This is a genomic window from Streptomyces sp. T028, assembly GCF_048159505.1.
GTDB lineage: Bacteria > Actinomycetota > Actinomycetes > Streptomycetales > Streptomycetaceae > Streptomyces.
On the sequence record NZ_JBLRVZ010000048.1, the window covers coordinates 1 to 15,943 of the forward strand.

Consider the following 15,943-nt stretch of genomic DNA (forward strand, 5'->3'; position numbering starts at 1 on the left):
GTCCGGGGTGTTGTGGGCGTTCGGCGTGGGCTGGCTGTCCGGGGTGCTGTGGCCGTTCGGCTTGCGCTGGCCGTTCGGCGTGCTGTGGGCGTCCCGCTCGCCGTGGCCGTCCGGGGTGCTGTGGGCGTTCGGCGGGCGCTGGCAGTCCGGCGTGCTGTGGCCGTTCGCCTCGCCCTGGCCGTTCGGCTTGCGCTGGCCGTTCGCCTTGGCCTGGCCGTTCGGCTTCTGCAGGAGGTCTGGCTTCCGCAGGAGGTCTGGCTTTCGCAGGAGGTCTGGCTCGTGATGCCCGACTGGCCCGCCCGCAGTGTTCGGCTCTCCTGTGAGGTGTGACTGCACCAGGCGGTTCGGCTCGCGTGGATCGTCTGCTCCGCCCCGGCCTTCCGGCTTGCTCCGGCCGTCCGGGCTCCCCTGGGGCTCCAGATCCGCCGGGCCGCTCGCCGGGCCGTCCGGCAGGCCACGGTGGCTGGAGACGCTTAGGGCGCCATCCTGCCGGTCATTGCAGGCGGCCAGGTCGTTCGAGGCGGCCGGGTCTTCCCGCGTGGTCACGCCGGCCGGTGTGCCCCGGCTCTCCGGCCTGCTCGGGTCGTACGGTGTCCTCCGGCCGCCCAGTTGGGTCCGGCCGTCGGTCAGGGTCCGGGCCCGTGGCCTTCCCCGGTCGTCCGGTGCGCCCCTGCCCGCCGGGCCCTTACGGCCCGCTGCCCCTCCCCGGGTCTCCCGGTGCCTCCACTCGGCGCGTTCCCCGGTGGTGTCCGGGGGTGTCGGGGCCGGGGGGAGGTGGACCGTGTTGACTCGGCGGCCGTCCAGGAGGGTGACCCGGCGGTCGGCCAGGGAGGCGGCTTCCGGGTCGTGGGTGGCGAGGACGACCGTGATGCCGTGGGAGCGGGCCGCGTTGGTGAGGGTGCGCAGGACGTGGGCGCGGTCGGAGCGGTGGAGCGGGGCCGTGGGCTCGTCCGCGAAGAGGATGGAGGGGGCGGGGGCGAGCGCGCGGGTGATGCAGACGCGCTGGCGTTCCGCCTGGGTCAGCTCGTGCGGGCGGCTGCGGGACTTGTCGCCGACGTCGAGGCGTTCCAGCCACTCCAGCGCGGCGGCCTTGGCCCGGCGGCGGCTGGTGCCGCGCAGCATCAGGGGGAGGGCCGCGTTCTCCCAGACGTTCAGCTCGGGGACGAGCACCGGGGCGGGGTCGATCCAGCCGAAGCGGTCGCGGCGGAGTCGCTCCCGCGCCATCGGGCCCATGGTGTGGACCGGGACGCTGTTGAACCAGACCTCGCCGCGCTGGGCGGGCACCAGGCCGGACAGACAGTGCAGCAGGGTCGTCTTGCCGCTGCCGCGCGGGCCGCTGACGGCGAGGATCTCGCCCTCCCGCACGGCAAGCGAGACTCCGCCGAGCGCCGGGGATCCGTCGCGGTGCGTGAAGTGCAGCGAGCGTGCCCAGAGCACGTCGTTGTCCGGCGGGGCCTCCATGGGCGTACACCTCGGTTCAGATCCGTAGTTCCCTGCGTGGGTCCCCCGTCCGGGGGAACGAACGGGGAACGAAGGCAGGGCCGATCGGTCACGAGCACGCTAAGGAGGTCGCGGCGGGCTTGCGGACAGCGCACGGCCCCGGCGCGCCGTTTCTCACTCGCACGGCGGACACCGGGGCCGGTGTTGATCACAGGGTCAGTTGATCACAGCTTCGTCCACGCCTCCGTCAGCGTGGCGCGCAGGATCTGCTCGATCTCGTCGAAGGTCTCCTGGTTGGAGATCAGCGGCGGGGCGAGCTGGATCACCGGGTCGCCGCGGTCGTCGGCACGGCAGTACAGGCCGTTCTCGAACAGGGCCTTGGAGACGAAGCCGTACAGGACGCGCTCCGTCTCCTCCGCGTCGAAGGACTCCTTGGTCGCCTTGTCCTTGACGAGCTCGATGCCGTAGAAGAAGCCGTTGCCGCGGACGTCGCCGACGATCGGCAGGTCGTGCAGCTTCTCCAGCGTCGCGCGGAACGCGGACTCGTTGTCGAGGACGTGCTGGTTCAGACCCTCGCGCTCGAACAGGTCGAGGTTCGCGAGGCCCACCGCCGCCGACACCGGGTGGCCGCCGAAGGTGTAGCCGTGCAGGAAGGTGTTGTCGCCCTTGTAGAACGGCTCGGCGATCCTGTCGGAGACGATGCACGCGCCGATGGGGGAGTAGCCGGACGTCATGCCCTTGGCGCAGGTGATCATGTCCGGTACGTAGCCGAACTTGTCGCAGGCGAACATCGTGCCCAGTCGGCCGAAGGCGCAGATGACCTCGTCGGAGACGAGCAGGACGTCGTACTGGTCGCAGATTTCACGGACGCGCTGGAAGTAGCCGGGCGGGGGCGGGAAGCAGCCGCCCGCGTTCTGGACCGGCTCCAGGAAGACCGCGGCGACGGTGTCCGGGCCCTCGAAGAGGATCTGCTGCTCGATCTGGTCGGCGGCCCAGCGGCCGAAGGCCTCGGGGTCGTCGCCGAAGATCGGGGCGCGGTAGATGTTGGTGTTCGGCACCTTGTGGGCGCCGGGGACGAGCGGCTCGAAGGGCGCCTTCAGCGCGGGCAGGCCGGTGATGGACAGGGCGCCCTGCGGGGTGCCGTGGTAGGCGACCGCGCGGGAGATGACCTTGTACTTGGTCGGCTTGCCCTGGAGCTTGAAGTACTGCTTGGCCAGCTTCCACGCGGTTTCGACGGCCTCGCCGCCGCCCGTGGTGAAGAAGACCTTGTTGAGGTCGCCCGGTGCGTGGTCGGCGAGCCGCTCGGCCAGCTCGACGGCCTTGGGGTGGGCGTAGGACCAGACCGGGAAGAACGCCAGTTCCTGCGCCTGCTTGAAGGCGGTCTCCGCCAGCTCCGTGCGGCCGTGGCCGGCCTGGACCACGAACAGGCCCGCGAGTCCGTCGACGTAGCGCTTGCCCTTGTCGTCGTAGATGGAGGTGCCCTCGCCCCGGACGATCGTCGGGACCGGGGAGTTCTCGTACGAGGACATGCGGGTGAAGTGCATCCACAGGTGGTCGTACGCGGTGCGGCTGAGGTCCTTGGTGCTCACGGTTATCGGGTCCTCACGGTTATCGGGTTCCCCACATGTAGGTCTGCTTCTTCAGCTTCAGATAGACGAAGCTCTCGGTGGAGCGCACACCGGGCAGGGCACGGATGCGTTTGTTGATGACGTCCAGCAGGTGGTCGTCGTCCTCGCAGACGATCTCGGCGAGGATGTCGAACGAGCCCGCGGTCATCACCACGTACTCGACTTCCGACATGTCGCTCAGCGCCTCGGCCACGGCCTCGGCATCGCCCTCGACGTTGATCCCGACCATCGCCTGCCGGCGGAAGCCCACGGTGAGCGGGTCCGTGACGGCGACGATCTGCATCACGCCCTGGTCGAGCAGCTTCTGCACGCGCTGGCGCACGGCCGCCTCGGACAGGCCGACGGCCTTGCCGATCGCGGCGTACGGCCGGCGGCCGTCCTCCTGGAGCTGCTCGATGATGGCGAGGCTGACGGCATCCAGATGCGGGGTGCCGTTCCTGGACTCGCGGGAGCTCCCGCCGTCCCTGTGCTCTGCGCTTCGACTGGCCACGGCCTCACTGTGCACGACGTCTCGACAGTTCCGCAAGGTCGGGGCGATGAAATTCGTTGTTTACGTCATCGAGATCTACGGAATCCGCAGCCTTGGTGGGATCGGGGGTGTTGAAAACGTCGGGGCAAGGATTAGTGTGGTGTCTCAGTCAGTGGACACCTGGCATACGCGAACTTGGAGGGCCGGGCAGTGAGCACCGAGCTGCGTCAGCTGCGCAAACTACGGAACTACATCGCCGGTGAGTTCCGGGACGCCGCCGACGGACGGACCACCGAGGTGGTCAACCCCGCGACGGGCGAGGCGTACGCGACCGCGCCGCTGTCCGGTGCGGTGGACGTGGACGCCGCGATGGCGGCCGCCGCCGCGGCCTTCCCGGGCTGGCGGGACACCACCCCGGCCGAGCGGCAGAAGGCCCTGCTGAAGATCGCGGACGCCTTCGAGGAGCGCGCCGAGGACCTGATCGCGGCCGAGGTGGAGAACACGGGCAAGCCGGTCGGGCTGACCCGCTCCGAGGAGATCCCGCCGATGGTCGACCAGATCCGCTTCTTCGCGGGCGCGGCGCGGATGCTGGAGGGGCGGAGCGCGGGCGAGTACATGGACGGGATGACGTCCATCATCCGCCGCGAGCCGGTCGGCGTCTGCGCACAGGTCGCGCCGTGGAACTACCCGATGATGATGGCCGTGTGGAAGTTCGCCCCGGCGATCGCGGCCGGCAACACGGTCGTCCTGAAGCCCTCGGACACCACCCCGGCCTCCACCGTCCTGATCGCCGAGATCGTCGGCTCGATCCTGCCCAAGGGCGTCTTCAACGTCATCACCGGCGACCGTGACACCGGCCGGCTGATGGTCGAGCACCCCACCCCGGCGATGGCCTCCATCACCGGCTCGGTGCGCGCGGGCATGTCCGTCGCCGAGTCCGCGGCCAAGGACGTCAAGCGCGTCCACCTGGAGCTGGGCGGCAAGGCGCCGGTCGTCGTCTTCGAGGACACCGACATCCCCAAGGCCGTCGAGGACATCTCCGTGGCGGGCTTCTTCAACGCCGGGCAGGACTGTACGGCGGCCACCCGCGTCCTCGTCCACGAGTCGATCCACGACGAGTTCGTCGCCGCGCTCGCCAAGGCCGCGGCCGAGACGAAGACCGGGCAGCCGGACGACGAGGACGTCCTGTACGGCCCGCTGAACAACCCCAACCAGCTCAGGCAGGTCTCCGGCTTCATCGAGCGGCTGCCCGCCCACGCCAAGGTCGAGGCCGGCGGCCACCAGGTCGGCGAGAAGGGCTACTTCTACGCGCCGACCGTCGTCTCCGGGCTGAAGCAGGACGACGAGATCATCCAGAAGGAGGTCTTCGGCCCGGTCATCACCGTCCAGTCCTTCTCGGACGAGGAACAGGCGGTGCGGTGGGCCAACGGCGTCGAGTACGCCCTCGCCTCCTCGGTGTGGACCAAGGACCACGGGCGCGCGATGCGGATGTCGAAGAAGCTCGACTTCGGCTGTGTGTGGATCAACACCCACATTCCGCTGGTCGCGGAGATGCCGCACGGCGGCTTCAAGAAGTCCGGCTACGGCAAGGACCTTTCGGCGTACGGCTTCGACGACTACACGCGTATCAAGCATGTGATGACGTCCCTCGACGCGTAGGCGCTCCGCTGGGTCGGTTGATTTTCGTCTGCGGGCCCGGCCGTGGCTGGTCGCGCCCACGCGGCGGAGCCGCATATGGACGCTGCCCCGCGCCCCTTGGGGGCGCGGGGTGTGCGGCATGCTTCCTCAGGAGGTCCGTTTGCCCGTGCCCTCTCCTTTCTCGCGCCGCTCCCTTCTTCGCGCCGTCGGGTCCACCGCCGGGCTCGGTGCCCTCGCCGGCTGTGGCGTGCGGGCCGCCTACGTGGCGCCCGGTGAGCGGGCCGGTGTCGATGTCTCCGCCACGGACAAGCGGCTGATCTGGGCGAACTGGCCGCTCTACATCGACACGGACGACGACGACCCGACGAAGCGGCCGACGCTGGGCGCCTTCACGAAGCGGACCGGGGTATCCGTCGACTACGTCGAGGAGATCAACGACAACGACGAGTTCTTCGGCAAGATCAGCCCCTCGCTGATGAACCGTCAGGAGACCGGCCGGGACCTGATCGTCATCAGTGACTGGATGTGCGCCCGGTTCGTACGGCTGGGCTGGGTCCAGGAGATGGACCGGGACAGCCAGCCGAACGTGGCCAAGTACCTTGACCCGCTGCTGCGTTCACCCGCCTTCGACCCCGGACGCGAGTACACCGTGCCCTACCAGTCGGGCATCACCGGCATCGCCTACAACCGGCGCGGACTCGGCCGCGAGCTACGCGGCGTCGCCGACCTGTGGGCGGGCGACCTCAAGGGGCGGGTCACCCTGCTCTCCGGGCTGGACGAGGCCTTCGCGCTGCTGATGCAGGGCAACGGCGTCGACATCACGAAATGGACGGCCGACGACTTCCACACCGTGTGCGACCAGGTGGAGAAGCAGGTCGGGAGCGGCCAGGTCCGCCGTTTCACCGGCAACGACTACACCAAGGACCTGGTCAGCGGGGACGTCCTGGCCTGCCAGGCGTACTCCGGTGACGTCATCCAGCTCCAGGCCGACAACCCCGACATCCGCTTCGTCGTCCCCGAAGAGGGCGGGGAGCTGTGGTCGGACTCCCTGATGATCCCCGACCTCGCCCGCCACAAGACCAACGCGGAGCGGCTCGTCGACCACTACTACGACCCCGAGGTCGCCGCCGAACTCGCGGCCTGGGTCAACTACGTCTGCCCCGTCCCCGCCGCCCAGGCGGTCCTCGCCGACTCCGACGACGAGGAGACGGCCGCCCTCGCCGACAACCCGCTGATCTTCCCCGACGAGGCGATGCGCGCCCGCCTCGCCGTCGCCCGCGACATCACCTCCACGGAACGGCTGGGGTTCACCCGGAGGTGGAACACGATCGTCGGTCTGTGACGAGGGCGCCGACGCATCGCCGTCGGCGCTCGCAGCGTCGACGGGTGAAGCCTCGTACCGCTCCCGTAGCAGGGCGAGCACCTCAAGCAGGTCGGTCGGGCTCGCGGCGCCGGACCTACGCTCGGGCGCCGCGCAGCGCCGTCTCCAGTCGGCGGCCCCCGCGCAGTGCGGCCGCCACGCATTCCCGCGTCTTCGGTTCCAGACGCCGTCGCGGTCCTACGACCTGTACGGCGGCGACGACCTCGTCGGTGAAGTCGCGGACCGGGACGGCGACCGAGTAGAGGCCCGGCTCGGCCTCCTCGTCGACGATCGAGTAGCCCCGCTGCCGGGTCACCGCCAGGCGGCGCAGGAAGTCGTCCAGTCCGGTGGGCGTGCGGGGGCCGTGGGGCGTGAACTCGGTGCGCGCGAAGACCGCGGCGACCTCGTCGTCGTCGGCGTCGCTCAGCAGCGCCTGTCCGCAGTCGCTGCAGTAGGCCGGATAGGGGCGGCCGATCCACGAGCCGAGCTGCCGGCTGCCCGGAGGCACCCGTTCGGCGACGGTCACGGTCGTGTCGCCGACCAGGACGCCGAGGTAGCAGCTCTCGCCGGTCTCGGTGGCCATGCCCTCCAGCGCGGTGAGCCCGTCGGTGCGCAGACGGTGTGCGGTGAGGTCGCGTGCCGTCGCGTAGAGCCGCCAGTGCGGGGTGACGCCCCCCGAGACGTCGTCACGGGCGACGAACTCCTCCGCGGTCATCGCGGTGACGGTACGGGAGAGCTGGCTGCGGTCGCGGCCCATCCGCCGGGCCAGTTCCGCGACGGACGCGGCGGAGCCGTGCCGTAGGCCCTCCGCCGTTCCCCGGGCCAGCGCCGACAGCGCCTCCAGGCCCTTCACCACGGTCGAGTCCACGTGCGCACTGTATCGCCGACCTCCCTCACGATCCTGAAGTGTGCAGTATCTGCATCTTGCCGTGCGTTTAATGCACGCTTAGCATCCTTGCATCAGCCGCAGCCGAACATCGAGGGACACCTACGCATGGCCACGACGACGATCACTCCGGAATCCGCCCGACCGGCCCGCGGATCTGCCCGGGGCGACGCCCGGGGTGCCGTCCGGCGGCGGACGGTCCGGACGATCAAGGTCTACTGGCCCGTCGGGGCGGCGGCGATGGCCGCGTGCGCGGAGGGCGACCTCGACGGCCTGAGCTCGGACGAGTCCTTCGCCTCGCTGCTACGGATCCTGGAGACCTCGCCGGAACTCGGGGACTTCGGTGTCTACGGCGATGTCTTCGAGGTCGCCCTCGGCGCGGAGGGCTTCACCGTCCGGCCCGGTGCGCGGCCCGCCCTCGGCTCGGTCGGCGGACGGTTCCTCTCGTCCACCCTCGCCGTCACCACCCACGTCGACGCCGCGACGGACGAGGACGCACTCGCGCGGATCCTCACCCGCCTCGTCGACGCCCACCCCTGGGAGGTCCCGGTGATCGAGCTGTCCGCCCCGCTGGACCTCGTCACCCGAGCCTGAGCGGCCCCCGCCGAGAAAGAGGACGTACCGCCATGACCTTCACCACCACCGAGCCCCCGCTCTGGGCCCTGCACCGGGAGCTGATCGCGAAGACGGTCCGCACCGACCTCACCCACGCCTTCCACCCGGGCCAGCCGCACTTCCCCGCCTTCCCGGACGAGAAGCGCGAGATGCCCTTCGACATGTCCCGCGGCGACGGCTTCAACGTGCACCTGTACACGATCGTCGGCCAGTGGGGCACCCACGTCGACCCGCCCGTGCACTTCGTGGCCGGAGCCCGCCCGCTCGACGAGATACCCGTCGACGAGATGATCCTGCCGCTCGTCGTCCTCGACATCGGCGAGCGCGTCGCCGCCGACCCGGACGCCGTACCGACCCTGGACGACGTGGCGGCCTGGGAGGCCCGCAACGGGCGTGTCCCGGAAGGGGCGTTCGTCGCGCTGCGCACCGGCTGGGGCCGCCGCTGGCCCGACCCGGCCGCGATGGCCAACAAGGACGCGGCGGGCGTCAGCCACTACCCCGGCTGGTCGGCCGAGGTCCTGCGGTACCTCTTCGAGGAGGCCGGGGTCACCGCGATCGGCCACGAGCAGACCGACACCGACCCCGGACTCGCCACCTCCGCCGGTGACTTCAGCCTGGAGAGCTACGTCCTGGAGCGGGACCGCTGGCAGATCGAGCTGATGGCCAACCTCGACCGGGTGCCCGAGGCCGGCGCGCTGATCGTCGCCACCTGGCCCAAGCCACAGGGCGGTTCGGGCTTCCCCGCCCGCGTCTTCGCCCTGCACCACCAGGACTGAGAGCCTGTGTCATATCCCCGGTCGGATCAGCGCGCGGCGTCATGGGGGCCCCTCCCGCTCGAGCGAAGCCGAGAGTGGGGGAGCGTGCGATCGCAAGGCGCCGGAGCGCCCTCGATGGGGGTGCCCCCGCGCGAGCGAAGCCGAGCGTGGGGGAGGAGCCACGTGGGTGTTTCGGCAACGCGGCGAGCGTGCGTGTCAGGCGTCGCGCGCCCGGCCGGGGATATGACACAGGCTCTGCACCCCGGCAGGAGGGCTGTCGGGGTGCTGCAGGCGAAGGGCGTTCGTCCCGCGAGCGGTGATCGGGCGGCTGGCTATAGTGCCGAGGTGACGACGAACGGCCCCGTGCCCGGTCGGCCGACCGGCCCGACCACGGCCTCCTCCCTGCGCATGGCTCTGCGGATGGTGAGCGCGGTGCTGGACCGGGAGACGTCCGGCAGGGGCGGCTTCAACGTCAGCCGGCTCGCCGACGAGGTCGGTGTCGAGCGCAGCAAGGCGTCCCGCACCACCCAGGACCTCTGTGACAAGGGCTTCCTCGAACGCCGTGAGGACGCGACGCTCCGGGCCGGCGAGTCCTTCTTCGCGGTGGCCGCGTCCCTGCACCCCGGGCTGCTCCGCCGCAGCCGCCCCGTCCTGCGCCGGATCGCGGTCGCGCACGGGGCCGGCGCACGGCTCTCGGTCCGCGACGGGGTCCAGGTGCGGCTGCTGCGGTCCGAGTCCGCCGCGGGCACCGCCCCCGACTGGCTCGGCCGCGCGAGTCTCGTCACCCCGTGCTGGTGCACCGGCGCGGGCCGGGCTCTCCTCCTCGACCACACCGCCGAGGAGCTCACGGCCCTCCTCGACGACTACGAACTGATCGGCGTGGGCGGCCCCAGCGCGGCCCGCTCGGTCGCCGAACTCGTCGCGGCGGGCGACCGCGACCGGCTGCGCGGGGTCGTCGTGGCCCACGGCGAGTTCGAGCACGGCGTCACCGAGTACGCCGTGCCCGTGCGGGACACCGGGGGACACATCCGGGCCGCCGTGTCGGTGGTCGGCAGACAGCGGGACCTGCTGCCGCGCGAGCCCGCGATCCACGCGGATCTGCGGGCGGCGGCCGACACGCTGGCGCGGTCCCTCGACGGTCCCTGAGCCGCCGTCCCCCTCACCCCGCTCCCTCCTCGCTCACCGCCGCTTGTCTGCCGATCAGTTGGTCTATCCGGGACTGCGGGAGGGTGTCGACCGGGTAGGTGTCGTCGGGTGCGCCGGGGTCGGCGTACCGGGCGAGGTCGCCGTCGGTGATCTCAGGCAGCGGGACGTCGATGGCCATGGGCACCTTGACGCCCTCCCGTTGGGCGACGGCCGCCTCCAGGGCGATCACCGAGAGATAGTCGGGCTGGGCCGTGGCCAGGCCGGAGAACCCTTCCGCCCGCTTGCTCTGCCACAGCTTCAGGAAGCCGTTGTAGTTCTCGCCGGTGACGGGGACGAGCGTCCCGTCCTGCTCGACCAGCGTCCGCAGCACGGCCGCCGCGAGTGTCCCGCCCGGCGCGAAGACGCCCTGGATTCCCGGGTGCTTCGCGTACGCCGACGCGAAGGCCTTGGCCGCAGGGGCGACGGAGTTCGGGCTGTCCACGGTGTCGACGACCCTGATACCGGGGTACTGCTCGAAGACGGCGGTGGCCCCCGCCCACCGCTCGTCGCGGTCGGCGGCCCCGGCCGGCCCGGTCATGGCGATGATGTCGCCCTTGCCACCCAGTTCGTCGACCAGCCAGCCGGCCAGCATCGAGCCCCAGGCCCACTGGTCGGTGCCGACCTTGATGACCGCGGGACTGGCCGGCAGCGAGTCGAAGGCGACCACGGTGATCCCGGAGGCGACGGCCTGCTCCAGCACCGGGTCGAGCGCGGTCGGCGAACCGGCGTCGACCAGGATCACGTCGTACGTCTGCCGGACCATGGCGCGGATCTGTGCGATCTGGCGGTCGGTGTCGTTGCCCGCGTCGAAGGCCCGGAACGAGCCCACCTTGCCCGCCGACCTCAGCCGGTCGACGTCCCCCTGAAGCGTCGTCAGCGTCTGTCGCATCCACGCGGGCGCCAGCGAGGTCGTCGACCAGCCGACCTTCAGGTTCTTCGCCTGCGCGGGCGAGGCGCTCACGTCCTCGGCGCCGGGGTCGGGCCGGACGGTGCACGCGGAGAGCGCGACCAGCGCGCACAGGGAGGCGGCGACCGCCATCGCACCGCGCACCGAGCGTGTGTTCATCGAACTTCCCTCTGATCCCTCGGAAAGGCACAGCATTTCTTGCTTTGCCAGTTCTTTACAACCTGGGTCCGGTCCGCCTCGTCTCTCCGCTCGATCCGTCAACACACCGACGGACGACGCACCGACGAAAGAGAGCGACAGATGCGACTCATGTCCCGAACGGGCCTCGCCGCCCTGGCACTCGGCACCGCCATCCTGGCGGGCGCGGCCCCGGCCTTCGCCGACGGGGCCCCGTCCGCCGTCCCCAGCACCCCCGAGCTGAGCGCGGCCAGCGCCGTCCCCTCGGCGGCCGAGGACGACATGGACTCCGCCGACGACGCCACGAAGGTCTCCGAGGCCCCCTCCGCCGTGCCGAGTCAGGTCGGCGTCGTGCCGAGGGGCGCGGCCGACACCGGTGTCGGGGAGGACTCCGAGAGCAACGCCGGGCTGATCGGCGGCGGTGCGGCCGCCGCGGTGTTCGCCGCGGCCGGCGCGGGCTTCCTCGTCGTACGGCGCCGGAGGGCGACCGGCGCATGAGCCCGCTCTCCAGGCGCGCCCTGGCCGCCGCGGCCCTCACCGTCCTGCTGACGGGCTGCGGCGGCTCGGCCGACCGCACCACCGCGGACGGGGCCGCCACCTCCGCCGCCCCCGGCACGCCCTCGGCCTCGCCGTCCCGCACCGCGCAGGCCGCGCGCCCCCTCGCGCGCTCGGTACCGGTCACGCTGCGGATCCCGGCCATCGGGGTCGACACCCCGGTGATGCGGCTGGGGCTGCGGGCCGACGGCACCGTGGAGGTGCCGCCGGTCGAGGCGCACGACCGGGCGGGCTGGTACGGGCACTCGCCGACGCCGGGGCAGACCGGACCGTCGGTGATCCTCGGCCACGTCACCGTCGGCGACTACGGCGACGGTGTCTTCCGGCACATCGACCGGCTGCGCCGGGGCGACCGGATCGCGGCGCGCCTGGGGAACGGCACGACGGCCGAGTTCGCCGTCACCGAGGTACGGACCGTCGACAAGGCGGAGTTCCCGACCGAGGACGTCTACGGGAACGTGGACCGGCCGGAGTTGCGTCTCATCACGTGCGGCGGTCCCCGCAGCGGGGACGGCTACCGCGACAACGTGATCGTCTTCGCCGCGCTGACCTCGGATTCCACCCACACCTCCGCGGGAGAACGTTGAAACGCCCCGCCCGCTCCCGGGAGCGCGAGAGGGCGGCGTCCGAACTGTTCGCCGCCCTCTACCCACGCCTCGCCGGCTGGTGCCGCCGGCTCGTCGACGACGACGGGACCGCCCACGAGATCGCCTCGGAGGCCTTCACCCGGCTCTGGGCCCGCTGGACGTCCGTCGCGGAACCCCAGGGCTTCCTCTACGTCACCGCCGCCAACCTGGTCCGTGACCACTGGCGCAAACTGGAGCGGGAACGCCGGGCCGTGCGCCGGGCCACCGTCGAGGCCGCGGTGCACGCGCCCGCCGAACCGCACGACCCCTCGGTCCGGCTGCTCGTGCAGTCGTTGCCGGACCGGCTGCGCGTGCCGATCATGCTGCACTACTACGCTGACATGCCGATCCGGGAGGTGTCGGTGCTGACCGGGCGCAAGGAAGGAACCGTCAAGGCCGACCTGCACGCGGCCCGCGAACTGCTCCGCGCCCACTTGAGGAGAAGCCTTGATCACACCCGCTGACGACTTCGACGACGGCCCGGACCCCGGCCGCCGCGACCTCGACCGCGCCCACCTCGACCGGCCCGACCCCGACCACCCCGACCCGGACGACCCGCTCACCGTCGTCCTGCGGCCTCCCGTCGGCCATCTCGCCCCGCCGCCCGGCCGCTACGAGGAGATCCGCCGGGGCGCCTCCCGCCGTCGGCTGCTGCGCACGGCCGCCGGGGCCGCCGCGACCTGCGCCGTCGCCGCGCTCGCCGTACTGCTGCCGCTGCGGCTGACCGCGCACGAGTCCCCGGCCCGCCCGACGGTCCCACTCGCCCCGCCGCCCGCGAGCAGCCCGTCGAACGGACCGTCGACCGAGCCGTCGCCCGAACCGTCGACCGAGCCGTCGGACGGACCGGACCTGTCGGCCAGCCCGGCCCCCTCGGTCGTGCCGGACACGTCGGCGTCCGAGCAGCCGGGCGCGCTCACCCCGTCCAAGGTGTCCCCCGTCTCCGAAGCCACCTCCGAGGGCACGGGTGCCGACGACGCCCCCTCCGCCGTCCCCGGGACCGACGGCTCCTCCACCACCCAGGCGCCGTCGAGCGCGCCCCTGGAGTCGAGTACGCGCCGTTGAGTCCGATTCACACGCCGTAGCCGTCGGCCTGTCGGTGCTCCTACCATGGAAGTCGCCGTCGGGGGAGGGTGGGGGACGTGTCGCGCAGCCAACCGCAGCCGTCGGGACGCCGGCTGGAGGACTCGATCGCCTGGGCGGTCCGCAACGCGGACGGGGTCGTCGCCATCGGGGTCGCCCTGACCGTCGGTCTGCTGGACATCACCGACCAGGACTTCGACAAGAACAACAACGTCGTCAGCGGGTCCATCCTGCTCGTGCTGGCCGCCCTGGTGTACGGCTCGCTGACCGAGCGCCGGCGGCGCATGGCCGACATCAGGGCCGCCACCGCCGCGACCGGCCGGGCGATAGAGGACCTGGCGATGGTGCGCTCCCTGGCCGGGCCCGAGGTGACCCTCGCGCTCGAACAGGCCCGCCGCACCACCGCCCGCTGGGTGTTCAAGGGCGGCACCGGCACCTATCTGCGGGCCGTCACCCTGCCCCAGTGCGTGCTGGAGGCGCAGCGGCAGCGCCGCGCCCTCAGCGTGAAGATCGACATCGTCAACCCGGCCGACGACCGGGTCTGCGAGGCCTACGCCCGCTTCCGGCGCACCTTCGGCCACGACAACGCCGGCGGCTGGACCACCGAACGCACCCGCAAGGAGTCGTACGCCACCGTCCTGGCCGCCGTCTGGCACCGGCAGCGGCTGGACACCCTGGAGATCGACGTGCACCTGAGCTCCGTCGCCCCGGCGCTGCGCTTCGACCTCTCCGACACCTGTCTGATCATCACGCAGGACGACCCGCGCCGCGTCAGCCTCTGTGTGGAGCGGGACCGGCCGCTGTACGACTACTACGTCACCGAGTTGCACCAGAGCCGCGAGCAGGCCGTCAAGCTCGATCTGCGGGAGGCGACCGAGCTCGGCGACGAGCCCACCGTCGACGAGGTCAGACGCCTCATGGACCGGCTCGGGGTGCCCCTGCCGACGAGCCTCACCGACCGTGACGTCGGCGAGATCATCGACAAGGCACTGCGCGCCGAGGACCCCTACCGCGGCTGAGCGCGTCCTACTCCGGTCCATCGAGGTCCGCCGAGGGGGAGACCATGGACTACCCGGCCCTGGAACGGGCCGCCCGGCGGGGTGAGTCCGCCGAGCTGGTGCGGCACGCCGCATCGGAACTGCAGCAGGTCGTGACCGGCCGCCGCGCCCTGCGCGCGGTGCGCCATCCACTGGGGTTCGTCTGTCTTCCCGTACTGCGGGACGGGGCGGACGGCGTCTGCGTCCATGTCTTCGGACCGACAGACCCGATCCTGACCGATCATCAAGTGCACTCGCACAGCTGGGACCTGATCAGCACCGTGCTCTACGGCCATCTGGACAACCGGCGGATGGGGGTGGCCGAGGAGACCGCGGAACCCACCCACCGGGTCTTCGAGGTGCTCAGCCGGCCCACCGGCGTGGACGAACTGCGGCCCACCAGACGGCTGGTGCGCTGTCTGCCGGGCCCCGGCCAGACCAGCTCCCGGGGCCAGACCTACGCCCTTCCGGCGGGTGAGTTCCACACCACGGTGGTGCCGGACGGCCGTCCGACCGCCACGCTGGTGCTGGGGCGGACACTGCCCGGCCGGGCGGACCTCTCCCTGGGCCCGTTGCGGGCCCCGGGCCACCGGGTGGTCCGCAGGATGTGCGACGCGGCCCAGACCGCCCGGATCGCCCAGGCCGCGCTCAGGAGGATCCATGAGCCCGAACCCCCACCCGCCGGCTGACCTCACCCCGGAGTGCCGTACGGCGGTGGCGGCCGCCGAGGCGGCCGGGGCGCTGCTGCGCTCCCGCTTCCCGGACGGCTTCGCGGCCCGGCCCAAGGGCGAGAACGGCGATGTCGTCACCGACCTGGACCTGCTGGCCGAGCGGCTCGTCGTCGACCGGATCCGCGAGGACTTCCCGTACGACCGGATCCTCGCGGAGGAGACGGGCGACGCCGCGGCCGGGGACGGGGGCAGCCGGACCTGGCTGGTGGACCCCCTCGACGGCAGCAACAACGTGGTGATCGGGCTGCCCGTCTACGTCGTCGGCATCGCCCTGTGCGTCGACGCGTTGCCCGTGGTCGGGGTCGTGCACGAGCCGCTGACCGGCCGGACCTGGTCGGCCGTGCGCGGCGCCGGCGCCCGCGGCCCGGGCGGCCCGCTCGCCCCCTCCCCCCGCCCGGCCGCCCCCTCCGGACCTCTCCTCGCCTGGACCCAGGGCCACACGGTCCGCCGCGACGACCCCACCGCCCGCGCCCTGCGCCACACCCTGGAACTGCGCTCCCGCCGACTGCTCCAGCTCTGGGCTCCCCTCGTCGCCTGGGCCATGCTCGCCCGCGGCGACATCGACGGCTTCGTCGGCTACCGCGCCGAGGCGATCGACCTCCCGGCCGGCGCCCTCCTCGCCCGCGAGGCCGGCGTGACCCTCTGCCACCTGGACGGCCGTGACTTCCCGGCCGCCTTCACCGGCCCCGACACGAACCGCTCCTTCGTCGCCGCCCGCCCGGAGACCCTGCCCCGCCTGCTGGACACGGTGGCGGAGTCGTACGTCCCCGCGGGACGCCGCCGGCCGGAGCGGGCTCCGGCGCACCTTCCGCCCTACTCCGCTCCGTAACGGCGGCGGCACCCCCGACGCGAGC

At 72.1% G+C, this 15,943-nt stretch carries 16 protein-coding genes and 1 pseudogene; 12 read left to right on the forward strand and 5 right to left on the reverse strand.

Features of this window, described 5'->3' with window-relative positions:
* Positions 1-765: 765 nt before the first annotated feature.
* From ACLZN2_RS38530 to ACLZN2_RS38540, 3 genes and pseudogenes are all read right to left on the reverse strand, one after another.
* Positions 766-1,461 (reverse strand): annotated as a pseudogene (locus ACLZN2_RS38530) (ABC transporter ATP-binding protein); the annotation flags it as partial.
* Between the two features lie 203 nt (positions 1,462-1,664).
* Complete coding sequence (locus tag ACLZN2_RS38535; protein WP_416984251.1) at positions 1,665-3,029, reverse strand: aspartate aminotransferase family protein; 1,365 nt, start codon at positions 3,027-3,029, stop codon at positions 1,665-1,667.
* Positions 3,030-3,048: 19 nt separating this feature from the next.
* Positions 3,049-3,573, reverse strand: a complete 525-nt coding sequence (locus tag ACLZN2_RS38540) for an Lrp/AsnC family transcriptional regulator (RefSeq protein ID WP_416984252.1) — start codon at positions 3,571-3,573, stop codon at positions 3,049-3,051.
* Positions 3,574-3,747: 174 nt separating this feature from the next.
* Between ACLZN2_RS38540 and ACLZN2_RS38545 the strand changes: the two genes are divergently transcribed.
* Positions 3,748-5,196, forward strand: a complete 1,449-nt coding sequence (locus ACLZN2_RS38545; RefSeq protein ID WP_416984253.1) for a gamma-aminobutyraldehyde dehydrogenase — start codon at positions 3,748-3,750, stop codon at positions 5,194-5,196.
* A gap of 118 nt (positions 5,197-5,314) precedes the next feature.
* Positions 5,315-6,517, forward strand: a complete 1,203-nt coding sequence (locus tag ACLZN2_RS38550) for an ABC transporter substrate-binding protein (RefSeq protein ID WP_416984254.1) — start codon at positions 5,315-5,317, stop codon at positions 6,515-6,517.
* A gap of 115 nt (positions 6,518-6,632) precedes the next feature.
* Here ACLZN2_RS38550 and ACLZN2_RS38555 read toward each other — a convergent pair whose 3' ends face one another.
* Complete coding sequence (locus ACLZN2_RS38555) at positions 6,633-7,403, reverse strand: IclR family transcriptional regulator (RefSeq protein WP_416984255.1); 771 nt, start codon at positions 7,401-7,403, stop codon at positions 6,633-6,635.
* Positions 7,404-7,529: 126 nt separating this feature from the next.
* Between ACLZN2_RS38555 and ACLZN2_RS38560 the strand changes: the two genes are divergently transcribed.
* The 3 genes from ACLZN2_RS38560 (at position 7,530) to ACLZN2_RS38570 (ending at position 9,937) form a co-directional block, all read left to right on the forward strand.
* Positions 7,530-8,015, forward strand: coding sequence for a hypothetical protein (locus ACLZN2_RS38560; RefSeq protein ID WP_416984256.1), 486 nt, complete (start codon positions 7,530-7,532; stop codon positions 8,013-8,015).
* A gap of 32 nt (positions 8,016-8,047) precedes the next feature.
* Positions 8,048-8,812, forward strand: coding sequence for a cyclase family protein (locus ACLZN2_RS38565; RefSeq protein ID WP_416984257.1), 765 nt, complete (start codon positions 8,048-8,050; stop codon positions 8,810-8,812).
* A 324-nt stretch (positions 8,813-9,136) separates the two neighbouring features.
* Positions 9,137-9,937 carry an IclR family transcriptional regulator gene (locus tag ACLZN2_RS38570; protein ID WP_416984258.1) on the forward strand — a complete coding sequence of 267 codons (801 nt, stop codon included), beginning with the start codon at positions 9,137-9,139 and terminating at the stop codon, positions 9,935-9,937.
* A gap of 13 nt (positions 9,938-9,950) precedes the next feature.
* Here the strand turns inward: ACLZN2_RS38570 and ACLZN2_RS38575 are convergent, their stop codons facing one another.
* A complete protein-coding gene (locus ACLZN2_RS38575; RefSeq protein ID WP_416984259.1) occupies positions 9,951-11,042 on the reverse strand; it encodes a substrate-binding domain-containing protein in 1,092 nt (363 codons plus the stop codon).
* Positions 11,043-11,192: 150 nt separating this feature from the next.
* On the opposite strand from ACLZN2_RS38575, the gene ACLZN2_RS38580 reads away from it, so the two are divergent.
* The 7 genes from ACLZN2_RS38580 (at position 11,193) to ACLZN2_RS38610 (ending at position 15,918) form a co-directional block, all read left to right on the forward strand.
* A complete protein-coding gene (locus tag ACLZN2_RS38580) occupies positions 11,193-11,558 on the forward strand; it encodes a sortase-dependent protein (RefSeq protein WP_416984260.1) in 366 nt (121 codons plus the stop codon).
* Positions 11,555-12,202: a class F sortase gene (locus tag ACLZN2_RS38585; RefSeq protein WP_416984261.1), complete on the forward strand. Its 648-nt coding sequence runs from the start codon at positions 11,555-11,557 to the stop codon at positions 12,200-12,202. Before ACLZN2_RS38580 ends, ACLZN2_RS38585 begins: the two co-directional genes overlap by 4 nt.
* The gene (locus ACLZN2_RS38590) at positions 12,199-12,705 is read left to right on the forward strand and encodes an RNA polymerase sigma factor (protein WP_416984262.1); all 507 of its coding nucleotides are present in this window, start codon (positions 12,199-12,201) and stop codon (positions 12,703-12,705) included. Before ACLZN2_RS38585 ends, ACLZN2_RS38590 begins: the two co-directional genes overlap by 4 nt.
* Positions 12,689-13,303, forward strand: coding sequence for a hypothetical protein (locus ACLZN2_RS38595; RefSeq protein ID WP_416984263.1), 615 nt, complete (start codon positions 12,689-12,691; stop codon positions 13,301-13,303). Before ACLZN2_RS38590 ends, ACLZN2_RS38595 begins: the two co-directional genes overlap by 17 nt.
* Positions 13,304-13,380: 77 nt before the next feature.
* Complete coding sequence (locus ACLZN2_RS38600; RefSeq protein ID WP_416984264.1) at positions 13,381-14,340, forward strand: hypothetical protein; 960 nt, start codon at positions 13,381-13,383, stop codon at positions 14,338-14,340.
* Positions 14,341-14,384: 44 nt separating this feature from the next.
* The gene (locus tag ACLZN2_RS38605) at positions 14,385-15,047 is read left to right on the forward strand and encodes a hypothetical protein (protein ID WP_416984265.1); all 663 of its coding nucleotides are present in this window, start codon (positions 14,385-14,387) and stop codon (positions 15,045-15,047) included.
* Positions 15,019-15,918 (forward strand): inositol monophosphatase family protein, encoded by a 900-nt coding sequence (locus tag ACLZN2_RS38610; protein WP_416984266.1) that lies wholly within the window; start codon positions 15,019-15,021, stop codon positions 15,916-15,918. The genes ACLZN2_RS38605 and ACLZN2_RS38610 overlap by 29 nt, the downstream gene beginning before the upstream one ends.
* Positions 15,919-15,943 lie beyond the last annotated feature (25 nt).